A 19,316-nucleotide genomic window follows, 5' to 3' on the forward strand; every position below is an offset into this window, starting at 1 on the left:
AACAAAATAATTGCCCGGCTTTTTAGCAATTTCCCCATCTTTGCAAAAATCCAGAGAATTGAACTACCTCAACGCCGAAAATATAGCCAAGTCCTACGGGGAACGTAATCTATTTGAAAACCTGTCTTTTAGCATTCACAAGGACGATAAGATTGCCTTTGTAGCCAAAAATGGTGCTGGTAAAACCAATATTCTCAACATACTTTCCGGTCAAATGCAACCAGATGCCGGTCAGGTGGTGATGCGTAAAGGCATTCGCCTGGCGTTCCTGGATCAGGAACCTAAATTGGGGGCGAACCTAAGCATAGAAGAGGCCATATTAGCTGCCGACTTACCCATATTAAAAGTGATTCAGACTTATGAAAAGGCTCTGGAATCCTCAGAAGACACCGAGGCGTATCAGGCCGCTTTTGAAGCTATGGACAGCCAAAATGCCTGGGATTTCGACGCGCGCTATAAAGAGCTCTTATCCCGCTTAAAACTGCAGGATCTGGATCAAAAGGTTGCGTCACTTTCTGGAGGGCAGAAGAAACGATTGGCACTGGCCATTGCCTTACTTCAACAACCCGATTTGTTGATTCTGGATGAACCTACCAACCATTTGGACCTGGAAATGATTGAGTGGCTGGAAAACCATTTTAAGGAGACAGAACTGACTATTTTTATGGTTACCCACGATCGCTACTTTATAGATCGGGTTTGCAATCGCATTATTGAATTGGACGAAGGTTCCATATACACCTACAATGGTAATTATGCCTATTTTGTAGAAAAGAAACAGGAACGTCTGGATATTGAGGCAGCTGAGTTAAGCAAGACCAAACAGCTGTATAAAAAGGAATTGGAATGGATGCGCCGGCAGCCCAAAGCCCGCACCACCAAATCCAAGAGTCGCATCGATGATTTTCATGAAATCAAGTCCAAAGCGCACAAACGTCGGCAGGATCATGTAGTACAATTGGAGTTGCAAATGGAGCGTCTGGGTTCTAAGATCATTGAGTTTCATAACGTGTCCAAAGCCTTCGAGGCAAAAGAACTCTTTAAAGATTTTGATTATGTCTTTAAGAAAGGTGAACGGGTGGGTTTGATTGGCCAGAACGGAAGTGGTAAATCCACGTTTCTCAACATATTAACCAAGTCTATACATCCAGATTCGGGAAAGGTGGTATTGGGAGATACCGTTAAGCTTGGTTACTATACCCAAAGCGGCATCACTATTAACCCTGGGCAAAAAGTCATTGAGGTGATTAAAGCCTATGGGGATTATATTCCGCTGACCAAGGGTAAGCAGATTTCAGCCCAACAACTTTTGGAACGCTTCTTATTTGACCGAAAAAAGCAGTATGATTTTGTTGAAAAACTAAGCGGTGGCGAACAAAAACGGCTTTATCTCTGTACTGTACTCATCCAAAACCCCAATGTGTTAATCCTCGATGAGCCCACGAATGACCTGGACATAGTGACGCTTAACGTGCTGGAGAATTTTTTATTGGATTACCCAGGAGTATTGATTGTGGTTTCTCATGATCGGTATTTTATGGATAAGATTGTTGACCATTTGTTTGTGTTTAAGGGTGATGGCAGCATACAGGATTTTCCGGGAAATTATTCGGATTATCGCGCCTATGAGAGTAGCCAACCTTCTAGTAATAAAACAACAACACCAAAAGTTAAGGTTAGCAACAGTTCTAATGCAGAGAAACTATCCTTTAACGAACAGAAAGAATTCAGAAATTTAGAATCTAAAATTCGATCTCTGGAATTGGATAAAAAAGCCTTGGAAACCAAATTTAATGATCCGGAATTAAGCCAAGAGGCCATTAATGAACTGTCTTCCCAATTGGAACTGCTTATTGATGACTTAAACACAAAAGAACTACGCTGGTTTGAATTAGCAGAAAAGTACGAATCGCAATAGCAAATGTCTAAGGTAAGTTCATATCTGAAGTTCTTATTAGATTCCTATCATTTACATGGTATCCACTCTCCTTTTGTCTACCAATTGGAACAGCAGTGTTTAAAAGATCCTCAGAACTACAGCGACTATAAGACCCTTACCAAATACCGATCGGCCCTCTTAAAGGATAAACAAACCATTACGATGACCGATCTGGGTGCGGGATCCAGAGTAAATTCGAGCAATATTCGTAGGGTGGATCAGATCGTCAGGCAAAGTGCCAGCACCATGAAGCGCAGCAAGATGCTCTACAGACTCACCAACTACTTAAATTCTAGGCAAGTGTTGGAGTTGGGTACCAATCTTGGCATAGGTACCCAGGCATTGGCACTTAATCCGAATACTCAGGTGACAAGCGTTGAAGGCTGCCCTAGTTTATATAACTACGCTGATCAAAAGTTGCAACCGTATACCAATATTAAGCTAATTAATGGTAGCTTTAATAAGGTCCTACCCGATTTACAAAACCAATCCTGGGACTTGATTTTTATGGATGGACATCATGATAACGAGGCTACACTCAACTATTTTAATCAGCTATTACCTGCTACTCACGAGGATACACTTATTATAATTGATGACATTAATTGGTCAAAAGGCATGCAGGAAGCCTGGAATCAAATTAAGGCCCATCCAAAAGTGACGGTGACGGTCGACACCTTTTTTTGGGGCTTGGTATTTTTCAGAAAAGGACAAGCCAAGGAGCATTTTTCAATAAGGTTGTAACAAAGACCTTAAATTAACGTCTTATTAACTGATAATTTTATAAAGTTATGACACCTTGCAGGTGATCAACCCACAACTATGAGTGATAATAACGTTATTGAAATCCGAGGTATCATTAGAGATTTCAAATTGGGCCAGGAAACTGTACATGTACTTAAGGGTATAGATTTAGATATTATTCGTGGCGAATATGTCGCCATCATGGGACCTTCAGGTTCTGGTAAGTCGACCTTAATGAACTTATTGGGATGTTTGGATACTCCTACAGGTGGAAATTATATCCTCAATGGTCAGGATGTAAGTCAGATGAGCGATGATGAAATGGCTGATATTAGAAACACCGAGATTGGCTTTGTATTTCAGACCTTTAACTTATTACCGCGAACTACCGCTCTAGACAATGTGGCCTTACCCATGATCTACGCCGGGGCCTCTAAAAAAGCTCGTGAAGAACGCGCTGCGGAGGTTTTAACGGATGTGGGATTAGCGGACCGTATGGACCATAAACCAAATCAGCTTTCAGGAGGTCAGCGTCAGCGTGTGGCTGTTGGCCGTGCACTCGTCAATAAACCTTCTATCATCTTGGCTGATGAGCCAACCGGAAACCTGGATTCCAAAACCTCTAACGAGATCATGGTACTCTTTGACGAAATACACAAAGCTGGTAATACGGTAATCATGGTAACGCACGAAGAGGATATTGCTGCTCATGCTCAACGTGTGATTAGATTACGCGATGGGATGATTGAAAGTGACACTTATCAAGAGCAGCTTACTACAGCATAGCACAACATCATAGTTTTCTAGTTCTCAACAACTCCTTTTTAAAAGTTTGGATACGTATCTTTGCCTTAAAAGCAAACCATGAAGATCTACACTAAAACCGGGGATAAAGGCACAACCGCTCTATTTGGCGGTACCAGAGTTCCTAAACATCATATAAGAATTGAAAGTTACGGTACTGTTGATGAACTAAATTCGCATTTAGGACTTATTCGTGACCAAGACATTAACCCTGTCTACAAACATACTATCGCTATAATCCAGGACCGCCTGTTTACAGTAGGAGCCATTTTAGCAACAGATCCTGAAAAAGCAACCCTAAAAAGCGGAAAGGAACGTTTGAATATTCCTAAAATTTCTGAATCCGACATCGAAAAGCTGGAACAGGAAATGGACCTCATGAACGAGAGTTTACCTCCTATGACGCACTTCATTCTTCCTGGAGGCCATCAAACGGTGTCATTCTGTCATATTGCGCGCTGTGTCTGCCGACGCGCCGAGCGTCTGGCCAGTCATCTTCATAGTATAGAGCCCTTTCAACCAGAATCACTTACTTATTTAAACCGCCTATCTGACTACCTCTTTGTGTTGGCACGGAAGTTGTCTCATGACTTAAACGCTGAGGAAATTAAATGGGTGCCTGAAAAATTATAATGTATCAGATTCCCAAAAAATTCCCTCAAAAATTGACGTTCTTTGAGTGATTTTGAAATAATTTATTTTTTTCTTGACTTTTTAATCGAAAAATATATTTTTGCAAAAAAATAAACCGCTAAGCGAATGTATTGGACACTAGAATTAGCATCGTATTTAAGTGATGCGCCCTGGCCAGCTACCAAAGATGAATTAATTGATTATGCCATCAGAACTGGTGCTCCGTTAGAAGTAGTTGAAAATTTGCAAGCCATTGAGGATGAAGGTGATTCTTACGATTCTATCGAAGAAATCTGGCCGGATTATCCTACTGATGAAGATTACCTCTGGAACGAGGACGAATATTAAAACATTAGGTTTTACAGCATATTAAAGAGTCTCGACTGTGCATAACAGGTTTGAGACTTTTTTTTTGCTGAACCTTTATTAAACATATAACTAGCACTATATTTGAAGTTCTTATAATGCTTCAAATTGAACTGCAGACGGGCCTTGCCCTAAAACCAAAAATACTGTAACATGAGTTTACTAAATTCTGTCTTAAAGATGTTTGTTGGAGACAAATCCAAACAAGACGTCAAGGCCATTATGCCTTTGGTAGATAAGATCAAATCTTTTGAGAAAGAACTGGAAGGACTTTCTCATGATGCCTTAAGACAAAAAACCACTGCCTTTAAAGATAAAATTGCAGATGCTAAGAAAAGCCTGCAAGACGAAATTGATGCTTTAAATCAACAAGCTGAAACCACTGAAGATATTGACGAGCGTGAAGACATGTACCAACAGATCGATAAACTCAATGATCAGATCTACGAGGTTGTTGAAGGCGTTTTAAATGATATTCTACCCGAGGCCTTTGCTGTTGTTAAAGAAACGGCTAAGCGCTTTAAAGACAATACCAGCATTTCTGTAGAAGCTAGTGCATTTGATCGTGAATTATCAGGTGAGAAAGCTTACATTACTTTAAATGGTGATAATGCCGTTTGGGCTAATTCCTGGGATGCTGCCGGAAAACCAGTGACCTGGGACATGGTTCATTACGATGTTCAATTAATTGGTGGTATCGCCATGCACCAGGGCAAGATTGCTGAGATGCAAACTGGTGAGGGTAAAACCCTGGTGGCTACCCTACCTGTTTATTTAAATGCATTAGCCGGAAAAGGGGTGCACCTGGTAACGGTAAATGATTATCTAGCGAAACGTGATAGTGCCTGGATGGCTCCTATTTTTGAATTCCATGGCTTAAGCGTGGATTGTATCGATTACCATCAGCCTAATTCTGCTGCAAGAATAAAAGCATATAACGCTGATATCACCTATGGAACTAATAATGAATTTGGTTTCGACTATCTGCGTGATAATATGGCACACTCGCCTGACGACCTGGTTCAAAGACCACACCACTACGCCATTGTGGATGAGGTAGACTCTGTATTGGTGGATGACGCTCGAACTCCCTTAATTATTTCTGGTCCAGTACCAAAAGGAGATGAGCATGAATTTACAGAATTGAAACCAAAAGTGAGCCAACTGGTTGAAGAGCAACGCAAATATCTGGTTGGTGTATTAGCTGAGGCTAAAAAACTCATCGCTGCAGGAGACACTAAAGAAGGTGGTTTCAAACTGTTACGTGTATATCGTGGTATTCCTAAGAATAAAGCACTCATCAAATATTTAAGTGAAGAGGGTATTAAGCAGCTGCTTCAGAAAACAGAGAATTTCTATATGCAGGACAACAATCGGGAAATGCCAAAGATTGATGCCGAGTTGTATTTTGTAATTGATGAAAAAAATAATCAGGTAGAACTATCTGATAAAGGTGTTGAGTACCTTTCTGGTCAGGACGATCCTAACTTCTTCGTCATGCCTGAAATGGGAATGGAAATTGCCAAAATTGAGAGTCAGGGACTTTCTGCAGAAGAGGAAGCTGATTTAAAGGAAGAACTATTCCGTGATTTTTCAGTAAAATCGGAACGCATCCACACACTTAATCAGCTCTTGAAGGCCTATGCTTTGTTTGAAAAGGACACCCAATATGTTGTCATTGAAAACAAAGTAATGATTGTTGACGAACAAACCGGTCGTATTATGGACGGTCGTCGTTATTCAGACGGATTACACCAAGCTATCGAGGCAAAGGAAAATGTAAAGATTGAAGATGCTACCCAAACCTTCGCTACCATAACACTACAGAATTACTTTAGAATGTACCGCAAGCTATCCGGTATGACGGGTACTGCGGTAACAGAGGCTGGTGAATTCTGGGAGATCTACAAACTGGATGTGGTAGAGATTCCAACAAATAAGCCTATTGCTCGTGATGACAAGGACGATTTGGTCTACAAGACTAAACGCGAAAAATACAACGCCGTTATTGATGAGGTTACGGCACTTTCTCAAGCTGGAAGACCGGTACTTATTGGTACTACCTCTGTTGAAATATCTGAGCTTTTAGGAAAAATGCTCAATATTAGAAAAATTCCTCATAACGTTCTTAATGCGAAACTGCACAAGAAAGAAGCGGATATCGTTGCTGAAGCCGGTAGTCCTGGTCAGGTAACCATTGCAACTAACATGGCAGGTCGTGGAACGGATATTAAAATTTCCGATCAGGTAAAAACTGCTGGTGGATTGGCCATTATTGGCACAGAACGACACGATTCTAGACGTGTTGACCGTCAGTTACGTGGTAGATCTGGTCGTCAAGGGGATACGGGAAGTTCGCAATTCTATGTATCCTTAGAAGACAATCTGATGCGTCTTTTTGGTAGCGAACGTATTGCTAAGATGATGGACCGTATGGGCCTTAAGGAAGGTGAGGTAATTCAGCATGGTATGATTTCTAAGTCCATTGAGCGTGCCCAGAAAAAAGTTGAAGAAAACCAGTTTGGTATTCGTAAAAGACTTTTAGAATACGATGACGTCATGAACGCGCAGCGTGAAGTAGTCTACAAGCGACGTCGTCATGCACTAGAGGGAGAACGCTTACGTGTTGACCTTGCCAATATGATTTTTGATACCTCTGAAGGCATTGCTGAGACCAACAAGGCGGCGAATGATTACAAGAATTTTGAGTTCGAATTAATCCGATTTTTCTCAATGCCATCACCATTGACTGAAAAGGAATTTGCCTCAAAGAGTCCACAGGAAATCTCAAGTATTATCTATAAGGCAGCATTTGAGCATTACAAAGACAAAATGCAGCGTGCAGCGGACTTAGCTTATCCTGTTATTGAGAATGTGTACAAAAATCAAAGTGATCGGTTTAAGCGTATCGTAGTACCATTTACAGACGGTGTTAAAAACCTGAATGTGGTCACCGACTTAGAGAAGTCCTATGAAACCAAGGGTAAACAACTAATTAATGATTTTGAAAAGAATATAACGCTTGCCATTGTAGATGACGCCTGGAAAACGCATTTGCGTAAGATGGACGAGTTAAAGCAGTCTGTTCAATTAGCTGTTCATGAACAAAAGGATCCACTTTTAATATATAAATTCGAAGCCTTTGAATTGTTTAAGGCCATGATCGACCAAGTGAATAAGGATGTGATCTCTTTCTTATTTAAAGGTGAGATTCCACAGGAAACGGCCAACACCATTCAGGAAGCCAGAACCAGGCGACAGGAAAAAGTGCAGACTAGCAAAGAAGAGATTCCAAATCTTGACGAAAGAGAAGCACAGAACAGAGCGGCCTCTGGTAATACTAATAGACCCTCTCGAGAAGTGGTTGAGACCATCGTAAGAGAGCGTCCTAAGATCGGTAGAAACGATCGTGTTACCATCAAGCATGTGATGAGTGGTGAAAACAAAACCGTAAAGTACAAGCAAGCCATCCCACTTCTTGATAAGGGGGATTGGGTTCTGATTGACGAATAAAATCTAGATAGATTAAGCTAAAAGGCCTAACTTACTGTTAGGTCTTTTTTTATGCTATACCCAAAAGTAAATTAGGATCTGGACAATTTTGCTTATAAAACTCAAGATCGCGTAAATTGGTCACACCCGGGTAGTCCCCGCTATTTCCCTGTAAGTTTCGCATGATCTGAAAATGCAAATGTGGTGGGTAACTACCATTAACCGCCGCTTCCCCCAAAGTAGCAATGACCTCTCCTTTTTTAATCGATTGCCCTTCCTTTTTACCTTCTAAGGATTCTAAGCTCAAATGCCCATACAAGGTGTAGAAACTCATATCGTCTATCCTATGCTCAATAATTAAGGTAGGTCCATAATCGCCAAAATTGGTATTGTTTTTAAAACTGTGAAGTATTCCATCCAAGGGTGCATACACTAGTGTACCTGCCTCAATCCAAAGGTCCAGTCCCAAATGGATATTCCGTTCGGTCTCAGGGTTGGATTGGTTAAAATAGGTGCTGCGTTGGTAAATACCACGTTGCTCCAGGTATCCGCCAAAAGCAATCTTAGCACCTTGTCGTTTTATTTCACTATTTACGAAGGATTCTAACTTAGAGGTATTGGAAACATCCACTCCATCTAATTCTGGATTGGAAACAGAAAGATTTAAAGGGCAATAATCTTGTTTTTGAAAACTGGCTCCCAGGACAGGGAAAACATTCTTAGAAAGTAATTGTAAAAAGGCTCGGAATTGAGCTGTATCCATAACAAAAGATTTGAATCAAAAATACAAATCTTAGAGGAAGAAATTAAGCCAGGTGTGTTGGGGAAAACTTAGTTTTATTGCATAAACACCTGGCTGAATTTTGCATTTAAGACGATGGATTTACCGCTACTTAAATCGCCAAGATTATAGGAAGACCCGCTTCCACCCTGCTGATCTGGATGTGAGAATTTAGATCTGTTTCCTTTATACTGAAGACTGTATGCTGCTTTTGGCAATGCGATACGCGCTTGTGAGTTCTCAACAATAAGTGTCAGATTACTAAACGAATCGGCAATATTTAAAATATCCAAATCGCCAAAGCTACCATCGATCATGGCACTACCCAAGAGATTTGCCAATTCTACATTGGATGAATTAGATGTCAATATTAATCGCTCTGCTGAATCCAGGATTGCCTCATCAACATACTTTAAAATCAACTCTCCTTGCTTCCAGTTTTCAACTAAGACTGGCGCGTAAGAGATATTGATGGAGGTAGATCCTCCATCAATTTCTGTTGCTGTAAAAGGTGCGTAGGCGACATCAGCTTTTAAATCGTGAATGACGGAGGCAAACGTTAATTCACCATGTCTTACATTCACTTTTAGCTTGGCCTTTTTAGGGATCTTTATTTTAATCACCTTCTTCACCTTATCAGATTTTGGGGCATAATACCCTCTAACAGTCCTCGCTTCTCTTTGAGCCGCTCTTGCCGCTTCTCTAGCTTCCATGGCTTGAGCACGAACTTCTTCTCTTCTTTGATAACCTTCGGCTCTTTGTGCTTCACGCTCTATTTCTCTGGCCTGACGCTCAATATCTCTTGCGGTACGCTCCATTTCGCGCTCGTAGCGTCTTGCCCAGCCTTCCATTTCACGTTCAAACTGCTCACCAAATCGTTCTCCCCAGGCTTCCATTTTTTCAGCCCATTCTTCGCCAAATTGCTCACCAAATTCTTCTCCCCATTTTTCCATATCCTTAGCCCATTCGCCTTCAAATCGCTTGGCATACTCTTTTCCCCAGGCTTCCATCTTCTCTTGATATTCAGAATCGGCAAACTTCTTTGCCCAGATTTCCATCTCGCGTCTAAAGTCCTTACCATACTTCTCTTCATACTCTTTACTCCACTTCTCCATATAAGCTTCGCCGTCTCTCTTATAGGCATCCACGTCAAATTCAATACTATGAACACCTTCTGGGAATTCAGGTAGCTCAGGTAATTCTGGCATTTCGGGCATTTCTGGCATCTTTGGCATTTTGGCCATCTTTGGCATCTTTGGCATTTTGGCCAATTCCATTTCAAGATCTTGTAAATACACTGCATAATCAGCGTCTCTATGTACATATCCAGTGACAACTCGGTTGGATCTAATTGTTACCTTATCCATTGAGCCGTTGACATCAAGGTCCCAGTTCTTAGCAACCTTTTCAAGTTCTTCCTGGCTCAATTCCGAGCTTTCCAGATAGGCTTCTACCTGAACTGTATTCTTATTCCAGGTATCCACTTCAATTTCTACATAATTGGTGTTAAGATCGATGGTCACATCTTTATTAACCTCCAATGTTTGTTTTGTTTTGTTCACTTTCTGCTGGGCATTGAGGCTCATGGCAAAAAGGCACAAAAGGATCATTTTTAAATTTAGCGTTCTCATGTTCGTTTTTTGATTTTAATTTATAATATGGTTGATTTATTTATAAAGTTGCATTGTTATCGGACTCTGTTTCAAGTGCTCTTATTTGGTCTTGTAAGCGCTCTAACAAATTGAGTCTCAATTTTAGATTGTTGATTAATGCATCTACCGTTAAGGCATTAGGGCCATTCTCAGTCAACTCTTCAGTGAGTTTCTGATATTCTTTATTTAACTCTTCCAGTTTATTTAGATAGCCATCAAATAACTCTTTGTTTTCAGGAGTCAATTTGATTTTTGATAATTCAAGGTTGATGCTGGCTAAATAAAAATCTTCAACCTTCTTCAACTCTGGGGACACATCACCTAAGGTGGTAAGGCTAGCTGTTTCCTGTTCTTTAGGTACTACAGGTTGTTCCGTACTACCAAATTGCAGCGCTCCATAGGACAGCCCTAATAATATTACCACACTAGCAGCCACTCGCCACATCTTAAAGGAATTGGATCTTTTGGCAACCGGAAGTTCTTTATCCAGTTTTTCTAAAAATCGATCCTTGTGTCCTTCAGACATTTTTACATTACTAGCAAGGGTTTCGTTCTTGAATAATTCTCTAAGATCTTGTGCCATAACGTTGTTCTTTTAACTGGTCCTTTAATTTTGCTTTTCCTCTTGAGAGTTGTGTTCTTGACGCCACCTCAGAAATATTTAGTATTTCTGATATTTCCTGATGATCATACCCTTCAATGAGGTACAACATGACCACGTAGCGGTATTTATCAGGTAAACTGGCTATGGCCTCTTTTACTGTTACTACAGTGACGTGGTCTTCCACCATCCATGCAGATTCCATAGGCTCATCGACAACACTCATATGAACATCTTCCAAATCTATCAAGCGTTGCTTTTTAGATTTGAGAACATCAATACTTTTATTGATGACAATTCGTTTTAACCAAGCCCCAAACGTCACCTCTGCCTTATACTGGTCGAGTTTCATAAACGCTTTTATGAACGCTTCCTGAACAATATCCTCAGCTTCCATCACATCCTTTACAAATCGCTTGGCCACTATTAACATAGCATCACAATACTGCTCGTAAAGTTTGAGTTGCGACGGTCGGTGATTTTGTTTGCACTTTTCAATTAGCTCTATTTGAAACATGCAGTGTTTGGTTTTTTTGATTAGTTACTCTAAAGACGAGACCTTTTTTCCTGTGTGACAAAAAATTTAATTTTTTTTTGAAATGGAACCTTAATATAATTTACAGCTTTGATCTCCGTTGATTTAGGGAATTGAATTATCTTTAGTTTGTTTTTTTCAACATGTGAATTTAACTATGAATTTATTCCTCAAGCGTATTTTAATTATTCTAAGCCTGGTAGCTCTGGCCTTATTGTGTTATTCGGTTTTTGTTGAAAATATATTTGCTCCACGCCTGAGTCCTAAAGATACTGCCAAAATTGAATTGAACGATTTAAAGTTGGAAGTCAAATACAACAGACCTTCCAAACGCGATCGGGAAATTTTTGGAGCCCTGGTACCTTTCAACAAGGTTTGGAGAACGGGTGCCAATGAAGCCACTACATTTGAGTGTAATCAAGATTTAAAAATAGAAGGTCTGTTTTTACCAAAAGGCAAATATACCTTATGGACGGTACCCAGAGATTCCAGCTGGACTGTGATGTTTAATACCCAGCAGTACGATTGGGGAGTTAATGAAAAGATGGAACCCATGTGGGACCCCAATTATGACTACATTAATCTAGAAGTACCTGTTCAGGACCTTGACAAGACTGTAGAAAAATTTACCATTGCCTTTGATAATACTACCGGGGAATTAGAATTAACAATGGCTTGGGATCAAACTAAAATTGCCATTCCTATTACGTCTTATTAGAATAACGTGTCCAAATCCAATAAAAAATCTGCTTTAAACGAACAGCCTGGGGTTGAAGAACCTGCTATGATTAGTTCTAAATCTGCTGCCGCGATAAAGGCCAGACGTCAGAAGAAGATTGAAATCAACGAGTTACTTCATGGTTTAAAACAACAGGACCGCAGTAGTTTAAGTCGAGCCATTACCCTTATTGAAAGTACCAATCCTAGCGATTCTGAAAAGGCAAATGCTTTGGTAAAATCAGCGCTTCCTTTTGCCAACAAATCCATAAGAATTGGAATAACTGGTGTCCCCGGAGTTGGAAAAAGTACATTTATTGAAGCCCTGGGTTTAGAACTAGTAGCAAGAGGTAAGAAGGTGGCCGTATTGGCCGTAGACCCAAGTAGTACGTTAAGTAAAGGGAGTATTCTTGGTGATAAAACCCGAATGGAAGATTTGGTAAAAACCAATAATGCGTTTATCAGACCATCCGCATCGGGCAATTCCCTTGGTGGGGTTGCCAGAAAAACACGTGAAGCCATAATACTATGCGAGGCCGCTGGGTTTGATGTCATCTTAATTGAAACGGTTGGTGTAGGCCAATCGGAAACGGCAGTACATAGCATGGTTGATTTCTTTTTACTACTGAAACTCGCTGGTGCTGGCGACGAACTTCAAGGCATTAAACGTGGTATTATTGAAATGGCCGATGCGATTGTGATTAACAAAGCCGATAAGGACAACTTAAAAGCAGCGAAACTGGCTAAAGTGGAGTTTAATCGTGCTTTACATTTATATCCGCAAAAGTCTTCTGGATGGACCCCAAAGGTTTTGTTGAGCAGTGCTTTGCATGCAGTGGGCATCATTGAGATTTGGGAAATGATTGAAACCTATAAATCCACGGTAGTTGAAAGTGGTTATTTTGAATCCAATCGTCGTGACCAGAATGCCTATTGGCTCATGCAAACCATAGAAGAACGCCTGAAATCAGACTTTTTTAATAAACCTACTATGAAAGCAGCCCTTCAGGAGCAAATAGCTCTGATCGAGACTGGAAAGACGACACCCTTTGCAGCGGCAGAACACCTCCTTTCTCTTGAATAGGTGGCAACAAATCAACATCCATATAGCATATCCATAATTGTGCCTTTCTTTAATGAAGAAGCGGTTATAGCCAATTGTTTTCAACGGTTAAAGGACTACAGTTTAACATGTGAGCATGACATTCATTTAATTTTTGTGAATGATGGTTCATTAGATTCCAGTGAGGCAAATCTCTTAGCCTCAATCAAAGAATATCCTAATTCGACTCTGGTATCTTTGGACAACAACTATGGTCTGAGCACTGCCTTAAAAGCTGGAATAGACCATGCAACCTCTGATTGGATTGGCTATATAGATGCCGATCTTCAAACCGTTCCTGAAGATTTCGACTTGTTTTTTCCATTCATGGAGGACTTTGATTTGGTTTTAGGAATACGGACTAGTAGGAATGATGGTTTCATAAAACGTCTATCCTCCAGATTTGCCAATTGGTTCAGACAGTTATTTACTAAAGATGGTGTTAAGGATACTGGCTGTCCTTTAAAACTTATGAGGCGATCTTACGCCGAAAATCTCATGCTCTTTAAGGGTATGCACCGATTTATCCCGGCTCTCATTCAATTGCATGGAGGGTCTGTAAAACAAATAGAGGTGCAACATTTTCCCCGTACTGCTGGTAAATCAAAATTTAATCTCCTGAATAGAAGTGTAGGACCCTTAGTGGATTGCTTAGTATTTATATGGATGCGACGCCGTTATATCAAGTATCAGCTACGATAACTTTAGGAATACCATTGGTATTTAACTGATAGAAACTGCCAGAGCTTGTAAAATCCAAAACCTGATATCCCTCCAAATGCCATCCCACAAATGATGTCAAGTGGATAGTGTACACCAACATAAATGCGACTGTAGGCCACAATAAAGGACCAGAAAATAAGAATGAAAATCAGATTTTTATAATACGGTCTTAAAAGTAAACCTCCTAAAACTGCTGCAGCCATAGAATTTGACGCGTGTCCTGAGAAAAACCCATACAATCCACAGCGTGGAGCTATAAACCGTACCTGATCCATAATGTCCTCTGCTCCACAGGGCCTTGGACGCATAAAGCCCCGCTTGAAGACATTAGTAATCTGGTCTGTAAAGGTGATCATTAAAGCAATTAAAAAAATAAGATAGAGCATGGGTTTTAATCCCAGATGCTTATAAATAAAAAACAATAGTAGGGCATATAACGGAATAAAGGTTAGCTTATTGGTAATTACCAACCACAAACCATCCCAGGTTTCAGTTCCCAGACCATTTAAAAACAGAAATAATTCTGTATCCAGATTTAAGAGTTCCTGCATTTATTCGTCTTCGTAACGTGCTACTTCCCTATCATAAAAATCGTTAGCAGCTTTAATGTAGTTTTCAGCTTCTGCCTCTAACTCTTTTTGATCTTCCTTATCAAACTCCTCCAACCATTCAACTTCATCATTTTCAAGGTTGATGATAAAACGTGGAAATTCTGTATGGACAATAAATGTAGCATTTGGAAAATCAGTATTGTCCCCTAAAATAAACTTTGGTAAGGCCATGGTCTTAACTAATTACTCGGCGCAAATTACTAAAAACATCCTTAACCTAAGTGTTGCTAATTAAACGACGTGTCAGGTATCGGAACCTAAAAAAGAGCATGATTCCGGCTGATGTTAGCCCAGCAATAAGACCTATCCAAATTCCCATACTTCCTAACTGGTCTTCCGTACCTAAAAAGTAGCTTATGGGAAATCCAATAACCCAATAAGCTATGAAGGTCATAAGCGTTGGTATCTTAACATCCTGAAGTCCTCTTAAGGCACCTAAAGCAATTACCTGTAGACTATCACTAATCTGAAAAACTGCGGCGGTTAAAAGTAAAATAGAAGCAACTTCAACGACCTCCTGTAAATCCGCAGATACTAAAAGATCTTCAGAGTTAACATATAACTTAGGTAACCACTGATGGCCAAGCACAAATAATAAGGCAAAAACAACGGCCAAAATGGTACCTAAGAAAAATATTGACTCCGCTATTCGTTTTAGTGCTTTATAGTCTTTCAAGCCTTTTTGATTTCCCACCCGGATCATGGCCGCTACACTTAGCCCTGTAGCTACCATAAAGGTCATACTCGATAAGTTTAGAGCAATTTGATTGGCAGCCTGAGCATTTTTTCCAAGAAGTCCACTCAACCAAATGGCAGCGGTAAAGATCGCTACCTCAAAGAACATTTGCATGGCACTTGGAAATCCTAAATTGGTGAGTTTTCTAAGTGGCTGCCGGTATAAGTCCAGAAACTTAATATTGGTGACGTAGGCTTTACTTTTTTTCTTTTTGGCAAGCAACCACCATAGAAAGCCAAGCATAATAAATCTGCTTACCAAGGTACCAATGGCTGCTCCTACGATGCCTAATTCGGGGAATCCCCATTTACCAAAAATGAGGACATAGTTGACAGCTACATTGACTATGTTAGCCAACAAGGTGGCATACATGGGATATTTGGTAATTGACAAGCCGTCACTAAACTGCTTAAAGCCTTGAAAAATGATCAAGGGCACCAGTGAAAATGCCACGAGATCCAAGTAGGGTTTGGCCAATACCACGACCTCTTCAGGCTGATCCATGACTTCCATTAAAGGTTTTGCTAAAAGCAGGGAACCAAATAACAAGAGCCCTACCACGGTGCATAAAAACACTCCATGTTTAAATACCGATTTGCCCTTAGAGAAGTTGCCCTCAGAATCAGCCTCAGCAACCAAGGGGGTTATGGCCGTTGAAAAGCCAATTCCTAAAGACATGGCAATAAAAATAAAACTGTTACCAAGAGATACCGCGGCTAATTCGGCAGCACCTAATTGGCCAACCATAATATTGTCTACAAAACTCACAAAGGTATGCCCTAACATACCCAGCATCACAGGAGATGCCAGTTTTAGGTTGTATTTAAATTCTTTGGTATATTCAGAGAGGGCCATGAATCTTAGGCGATATCTGCTATTTCCACTTGGGCCTCTTTAAACTCTGAAAGTATGTCCTCAACTATTGAGCGCACAGGAAGAATGTCATCAATTAATCCAGAAATCTGTCCGATTTCCAGTTCTCCTTCTTCAAGATCGCCTTCAAACATACCGCGCTTGGCACGGGCGCGTCCAAGTAGTTCTTTTAGTTGTTCAACAGATGGACCCGTTTTATACAAATCCTGAACATCATTATAGAATTTGTTCTTAATAAGTCTTACCGGTGCCAATTCTTTTAGGGTTAATTGGGTATCACCTTCCTTAGCTTGCACAATAGCCTCTTTAAAGGTCTGATGAGCAGAGGATTCTTCACTAGCTGCAAATCGACTTCCAATTTGAACTCCATCGGCTCCCAAAATCATACAGGCCAACATGGCCCTCCCAGTGGCAATACCACCAGCAGCTATCAATGGAATATGAAGCTGTTCCTTAACCATTGGAATCAAGGTTAAAGTGGTAGTTTCATCGCGTCCATTATGCCCACCTGCTTCAAAACCTTCGGCAACCACAGCATTGACACCCGCCTCCTGAGCTTTTAAGGCAAACTTTAAACTACTCACCACATGTACCACGGTGATACCCCGTTCTTGTAACCAACTGGTCCATGTTTTAGGATTACCAGCCGATGTAAAGACGATGGTCACACCCTCCTCTACGATAATGTTCATGATCTCCTCAATGTTTGGATAGAGCATGGGCACATTAACCCCAAAAGGTTTGTTGGTTGCGGCTTTACATTTCTTAATATGTTCACGTAGCACTTCCGGATACATTGATCCTGCACCAAGCAAACCCAGAATACCCGCATTACTGGCTGCTGAGGCCAGGCGCCACCCGCTATTCCAGATCATTCCTGCCTGGATTATAGGATATTCAATATGAAAAAGGTCTGTTATTTTATTTGGCATGATATAGGCTAATTAAGAATTATAAGGCTCTACTTGAGCCTATGCAATGTACCAAAAAAATAACTTGAATAAACTACGAAATCACACCTGAACCCAGAAGTTCATCTTCCTGATACCAGGCCACAAATTGCCCTTCAGTTATGGCCGATTGTGGATCCTCAAATTCCACGTATAAACCGCCATCCACTTTGTGTAAGGTTGCTTTTTGTAGGGCCTGTCTGTAACGAATTCGTGCCATGACATTCATGGTCTCATCAACCTCAAGGGCCAAATCTTCACGAACCCAATGCAATTCCTGATCGGTTACAAATAATACAGAACGGTATAATCCAGGGTGCGCTTTACCCTGACCTGTATAAATGGTATTGGTATCGACATCAGTATCAATAACAAATAAGGGTTCAACGGTACCTCCTACTCCAAGTCCTTTGCGCTGGCCTTTTGTAAAATAATGAGCTCCCTGATGCTGCCCAACTACCTTGCCAAAGGTGGGGTCTAAAATTGGTTTCTGAGCTGAAAATTTGAGCGCTTCCAATTTGCTCTTAAATTCTGGCTGTTCCTCCTTGAATACTTCATGGCTTTCATGCACCTCAACAATATCTCCAATTTTTGGCTTTAACTGTTGCTGTAAAAACTCGGGCAATCTCACTTTCCCGATAAAGCATAAGCCTTGCGAGTCCTTTTTCTCAGCAGTAATGAGATCCTGCTCCTTAGCGATAGCTCGCACTTCAGCTTTCTGTAAATGACCAATTGGAAAAAGCGCCTTGGACAATTGTGCCTGCGTCAACTGACAAAGAAAATAAGATTGATCTTTATTTTTATCAGCCCCAGCTTTTAATTGGTAAATGGTTTTTCCATCCTCCTCAAAACTATCCTTTTGACAATAATGCCCAGTAGCCACAAAATCGGCCCCTAGTTGCAAGGCCATATCTAAAAAGATATCAAACTTGATCTCGCGATTGCATAGCACATCGGGATTTGGGGTTCTACCCATTTCGTACTCCTTAAACATATAATCAACAATACGCTCTTTATATTGCACCGAGAGATCTACCGTTTGAAAAGGAATCCCCAATTTATCAGCAACTAGCATGGCGTCGTTGCTATCTTCCAACCAAGGACATTCATCAGAAATAGTGACTGAATCATCATGCCAGTTCTTCATAAAAAGACCAATGACCTCATAGCCCTGTTCTTTTAATAGATAGGCCGTGACACTGGAATCTACCCCTCCTGAAAGTCCAACAACAACGCGTTTCATAACTAACTGAATTAATCGAACTATTAGGTTCGAAAAAGTGGGGCAAAATTACAAAAAATCAAGGTAAATAATGGTAGTCAGGTACCTAGTCTATTTTTGTAACTGTATTGGTATCGTGGTTAATTTTCTTGTAGAGCTTTCCCCCTTTATAATACAACCACTCACCAATCTTCTTATTTGCAGAATAGGAGCCTTTGGAACCCAAATTACCATTGGGATCGTAGTACTCACCAGGTCCTTCCAGCAGGTCCTGGTTATAGGTTAAAAACTTAAATAAATTACCGCTCTCACTATACCATGACACCCGACCCTGAAGCTTTCCATTTTTATAAGTACTTTCCTCCGCAATTTTACCATTTTTATAATACACCACTTTAGGCCCATCGAGTTCACCAGAATCATTATAATTCTCGGTAATCATTTTAACATCTAAATTTTTATGGTAATAAGTCCATTCACCAATGTAGATCTTACCATTCATACGTCCCTCACTTATAAGACCACCAGTACTGGTATAAAATGAGACCTTCGCAATTGGACTGTCTGAACTGAATACTCTCACCGCACTGAGGACACTTTTGCCTTCAGATAGCGTATAAAATTTAAAAGTATCTACCTCTTTACCATGATTAAATTCACCTGAGTATCTTATCTGATCAGTCCCTTCAAAGTTCTTTGTCCATAGACCGTGACGTTTCCCATTAGTATCAAATTGATTTACCTGCCCTTCAGCAAACCCGACTGTTAAACATATGGTAAAAAACAAAATGACAATTCTATTTTGTTTAATCATTTAATATTTTTGTTAAACAAA

The 19,316-nt window shown here is 40.4% G+C and carries 19 protein-coding genes; 9 read left to right on the forward strand and 10 right to left on the reverse strand.

The genetic code is table 11. The features are described from left to right. Positions 1 to 58 precede the first annotated feature (58 nt). The 6 genes from DN064_RS05045 (at position 59) to secA (ending at position 7,999) form a co-directional block, all read left to right on the forward strand. Positions 59 to 1,918 carry an ABC-F family ATP-binding cassette domain-containing protein gene (locus DN064_RS05045; protein ID WP_115461751.1) on the forward strand — a complete coding sequence of 620 codons (1,860 nt, stop codon included), beginning with the start codon at positions 59 to 61 and terminating at the stop codon, positions 1,916 to 1,918. Positions 1,919 to 1,921: 3 nt separating this feature from the next. Next, the gene (locus tag DN064_RS05050) at positions 1,922 to 2,683 is read left to right on the forward strand and encodes an O-methyltransferase (RefSeq protein WP_115461540.1); all 762 of its coding nucleotides are present in this window, start codon (positions 1,922 to 1,924) and stop codon (positions 2,681 to 2,683) included. Positions 2,684 to 2,761: 78 nt separating this feature from the next. After that, positions 2,762 to 3,469, forward strand: coding sequence for an ABC transporter ATP-binding protein (locus tag DN064_RS05055; protein WP_115461541.1), 708 nt, complete (start codon positions 2,762 to 2,764; stop codon positions 3,467 to 3,469). Between the two features lie 78 nt (positions 3,470 to 3,547). After that, complete coding sequence (locus tag DN064_RS05060; protein ID WP_115461542.1) at positions 3,548 to 4,120, forward strand: cob(I)yrinic acid a,c-diamide adenosyltransferase; 573 nt, start codon at positions 3,548 to 3,550, stop codon at positions 4,118 to 4,120. Positions 4,121 to 4,246: 126 nt separating this feature from the next. Further along, a complete protein-coding gene (locus DN064_RS05065; RefSeq protein ID WP_008272287.1) occupies positions 4,247 to 4,468 on the forward strand; it encodes a DUF2795 domain-containing protein in 222 nt (73 codons plus the stop codon). A 171-nt stretch (positions 4,469 to 4,639) separates the two neighbouring features. Continuing rightward, entirely contained in the window at positions 4,640 to 7,999 is a 3,360-nt protein-coding gene (gene secA / locus DN064_RS05070; protein ID WP_115461543.1) for a preprotein translocase subunit SecA, read from the forward strand. Positions 8,000 to 8,048: 49 nt separating this feature from the next. Here the strand turns inward: secA and DN064_RS05075 are convergent, their stop codons facing one another. The 4 genes from DN064_RS05075 to DN064_RS05090 all read right to left on the reverse strand — a co-directional run bounded on the left by DN064_RS05075 (position 8,049) and on the right by DN064_RS05090 (position 11,529). Then, positions 8,049 to 8,741 (reverse strand): peptidoglycan DD-metalloendopeptidase family protein, encoded by a 693-nt coding sequence (locus DN064_RS05075; protein ID WP_115461544.1) that lies wholly within the window; start codon positions 8,739 to 8,741, stop codon positions 8,049 to 8,051. A gap of 74 nt (positions 8,742 to 8,815) precedes the next feature. Then, the gene (locus DN064_RS05080; protein WP_157962241.1) at positions 8,816 to 10,390 is read right to left on the reverse strand and encodes a hypothetical protein; all 1,575 of its coding nucleotides are present in this window, start codon (positions 10,388 to 10,390) and stop codon (positions 8,816 to 8,818) included. A gap of 40 nt (positions 10,391 to 10,430) precedes the next feature. Then, the gene (locus DN064_RS05085) at positions 10,431 to 10,994 is read right to left on the reverse strand and encodes a hypothetical protein (RefSeq protein WP_115461546.1); all 564 of its coding nucleotides are present in this window, start codon (positions 10,992 to 10,994) and stop codon (positions 10,431 to 10,433) included. Beyond that, the gene (locus DN064_RS05090; protein ID WP_115461547.1) at positions 10,978 to 11,529 is read right to left on the reverse strand and encodes an RNA polymerase sigma factor; all 552 of its coding nucleotides are present in this window, start codon (positions 11,527 to 11,529) and stop codon (positions 10,978 to 10,980) included. Before DN064_RS05090 ends, DN064_RS05085 begins: the two co-directional genes overlap by 17 nt. Before the next feature lie 175 nt (positions 11,530 to 11,704). Between DN064_RS05090 and DN064_RS05095 the strand changes: the two genes are divergently transcribed. The 3 genes from DN064_RS05095 to DN064_RS05105 are packed head-to-tail and all read left to right on the forward strand — an operon-like array spanning position 11,705 to position 14,068. Beyond that, positions 11,705 to 12,265 (forward strand): DUF2911 domain-containing protein, encoded by a 561-nt coding sequence (locus DN064_RS05095; protein WP_115461548.1) that lies wholly within the window; start codon positions 11,705 to 11,707, stop codon positions 12,263 to 12,265. Positions 12,266 to 12,271: 6 nt separating this feature from the next. Then, positions 12,272 to 13,348 carry a methylmalonyl Co-A mutase-associated GTPase MeaB gene (gene meaB, locus DN064_RS05100; RefSeq protein WP_232827391.1) on the forward strand — a complete coding sequence of 359 codons (1,077 nt, stop codon included), beginning with the start codon at positions 12,272 to 12,274 and terminating at the stop codon, positions 13,346 to 13,348. Further along, entirely contained in the window at positions 13,349 to 14,068 is a 720-nt protein-coding gene (locus tag DN064_RS05105; RefSeq protein WP_115461549.1) for a glycosyltransferase family 2 protein, read from the forward strand. A gap of 2 nt (positions 14,069 to 14,070) precedes the next feature. On the opposite strand, the gene DN064_RS05110 is transcribed toward DN064_RS05105, so the two are convergent. The 6 genes from DN064_RS05110 to DN064_RS05135 all read right to left on the reverse strand — a co-directional run bounded on the left by DN064_RS05110 (position 14,071) and on the right by DN064_RS05135 (position 19,295). Beyond that, entirely contained in the window at positions 14,071 to 14,640 is a 570-nt protein-coding gene (locus DN064_RS05110) for a phosphatase PAP2 family protein (RefSeq protein WP_115461550.1), read from the reverse strand. Further along, positions 14,641 to 14,871, reverse strand: coding sequence for a hypothetical protein (locus DN064_RS05115; protein ID WP_115461551.1), 231 nt, complete (start codon positions 14,869 to 14,871; stop codon positions 14,641 to 14,643). Between the two features lie 46 nt (positions 14,872 to 14,917). After that, a complete protein-coding gene (locus DN064_RS05120; protein WP_115461552.1) occupies positions 14,918 to 16,291 on the reverse strand; it encodes an MATE family efflux transporter in 1,374 nt (457 codons plus the stop codon). 5 nt (positions 16,292 to 16,296) lie between these two features. After that, complete coding sequence (locus DN064_RS05125) at positions 16,297 to 17,241, reverse strand: NAD(P)H-dependent flavin oxidoreductase (RefSeq protein ID WP_115461553.1); 945 nt, start codon at positions 17,239 to 17,241, stop codon at positions 16,297 to 16,299. Positions 17,242 to 17,314: 73 nt separating this feature from the next. Beyond that, positions 17,315 to 18,502: a tRNA 2-thiouridine(34) synthase MnmA gene (gene mnmA, locus DN064_RS05130; protein WP_115461554.1), complete on the reverse strand. Its 1,188-nt coding sequence runs from the start codon at positions 18,500 to 18,502 to the stop codon at positions 17,315 to 17,317. 85 nt (positions 18,503 to 18,587) lie between these two features. Further along, positions 18,588 to 19,295: a toxin-antitoxin system YwqK family antitoxin gene (locus DN064_RS05135; RefSeq protein WP_115461555.1), complete on the reverse strand. Its 708-nt coding sequence runs from the start codon at positions 19,293 to 19,295 to the stop codon at positions 18,588 to 18,590. Positions 19,296 to 19,316 lie beyond the last annotated feature (21 nt).

The sequence above is a fragment of the Winogradskyella aurantiaca genome, assembly GCF_003362725.1.
Lineage (GTDB): Bacteria > Bacteroidota > Bacteroidia > Flavobacteriales > Flavobacteriaceae > Winogradskyella_A > Winogradskyella_A aurantiaca.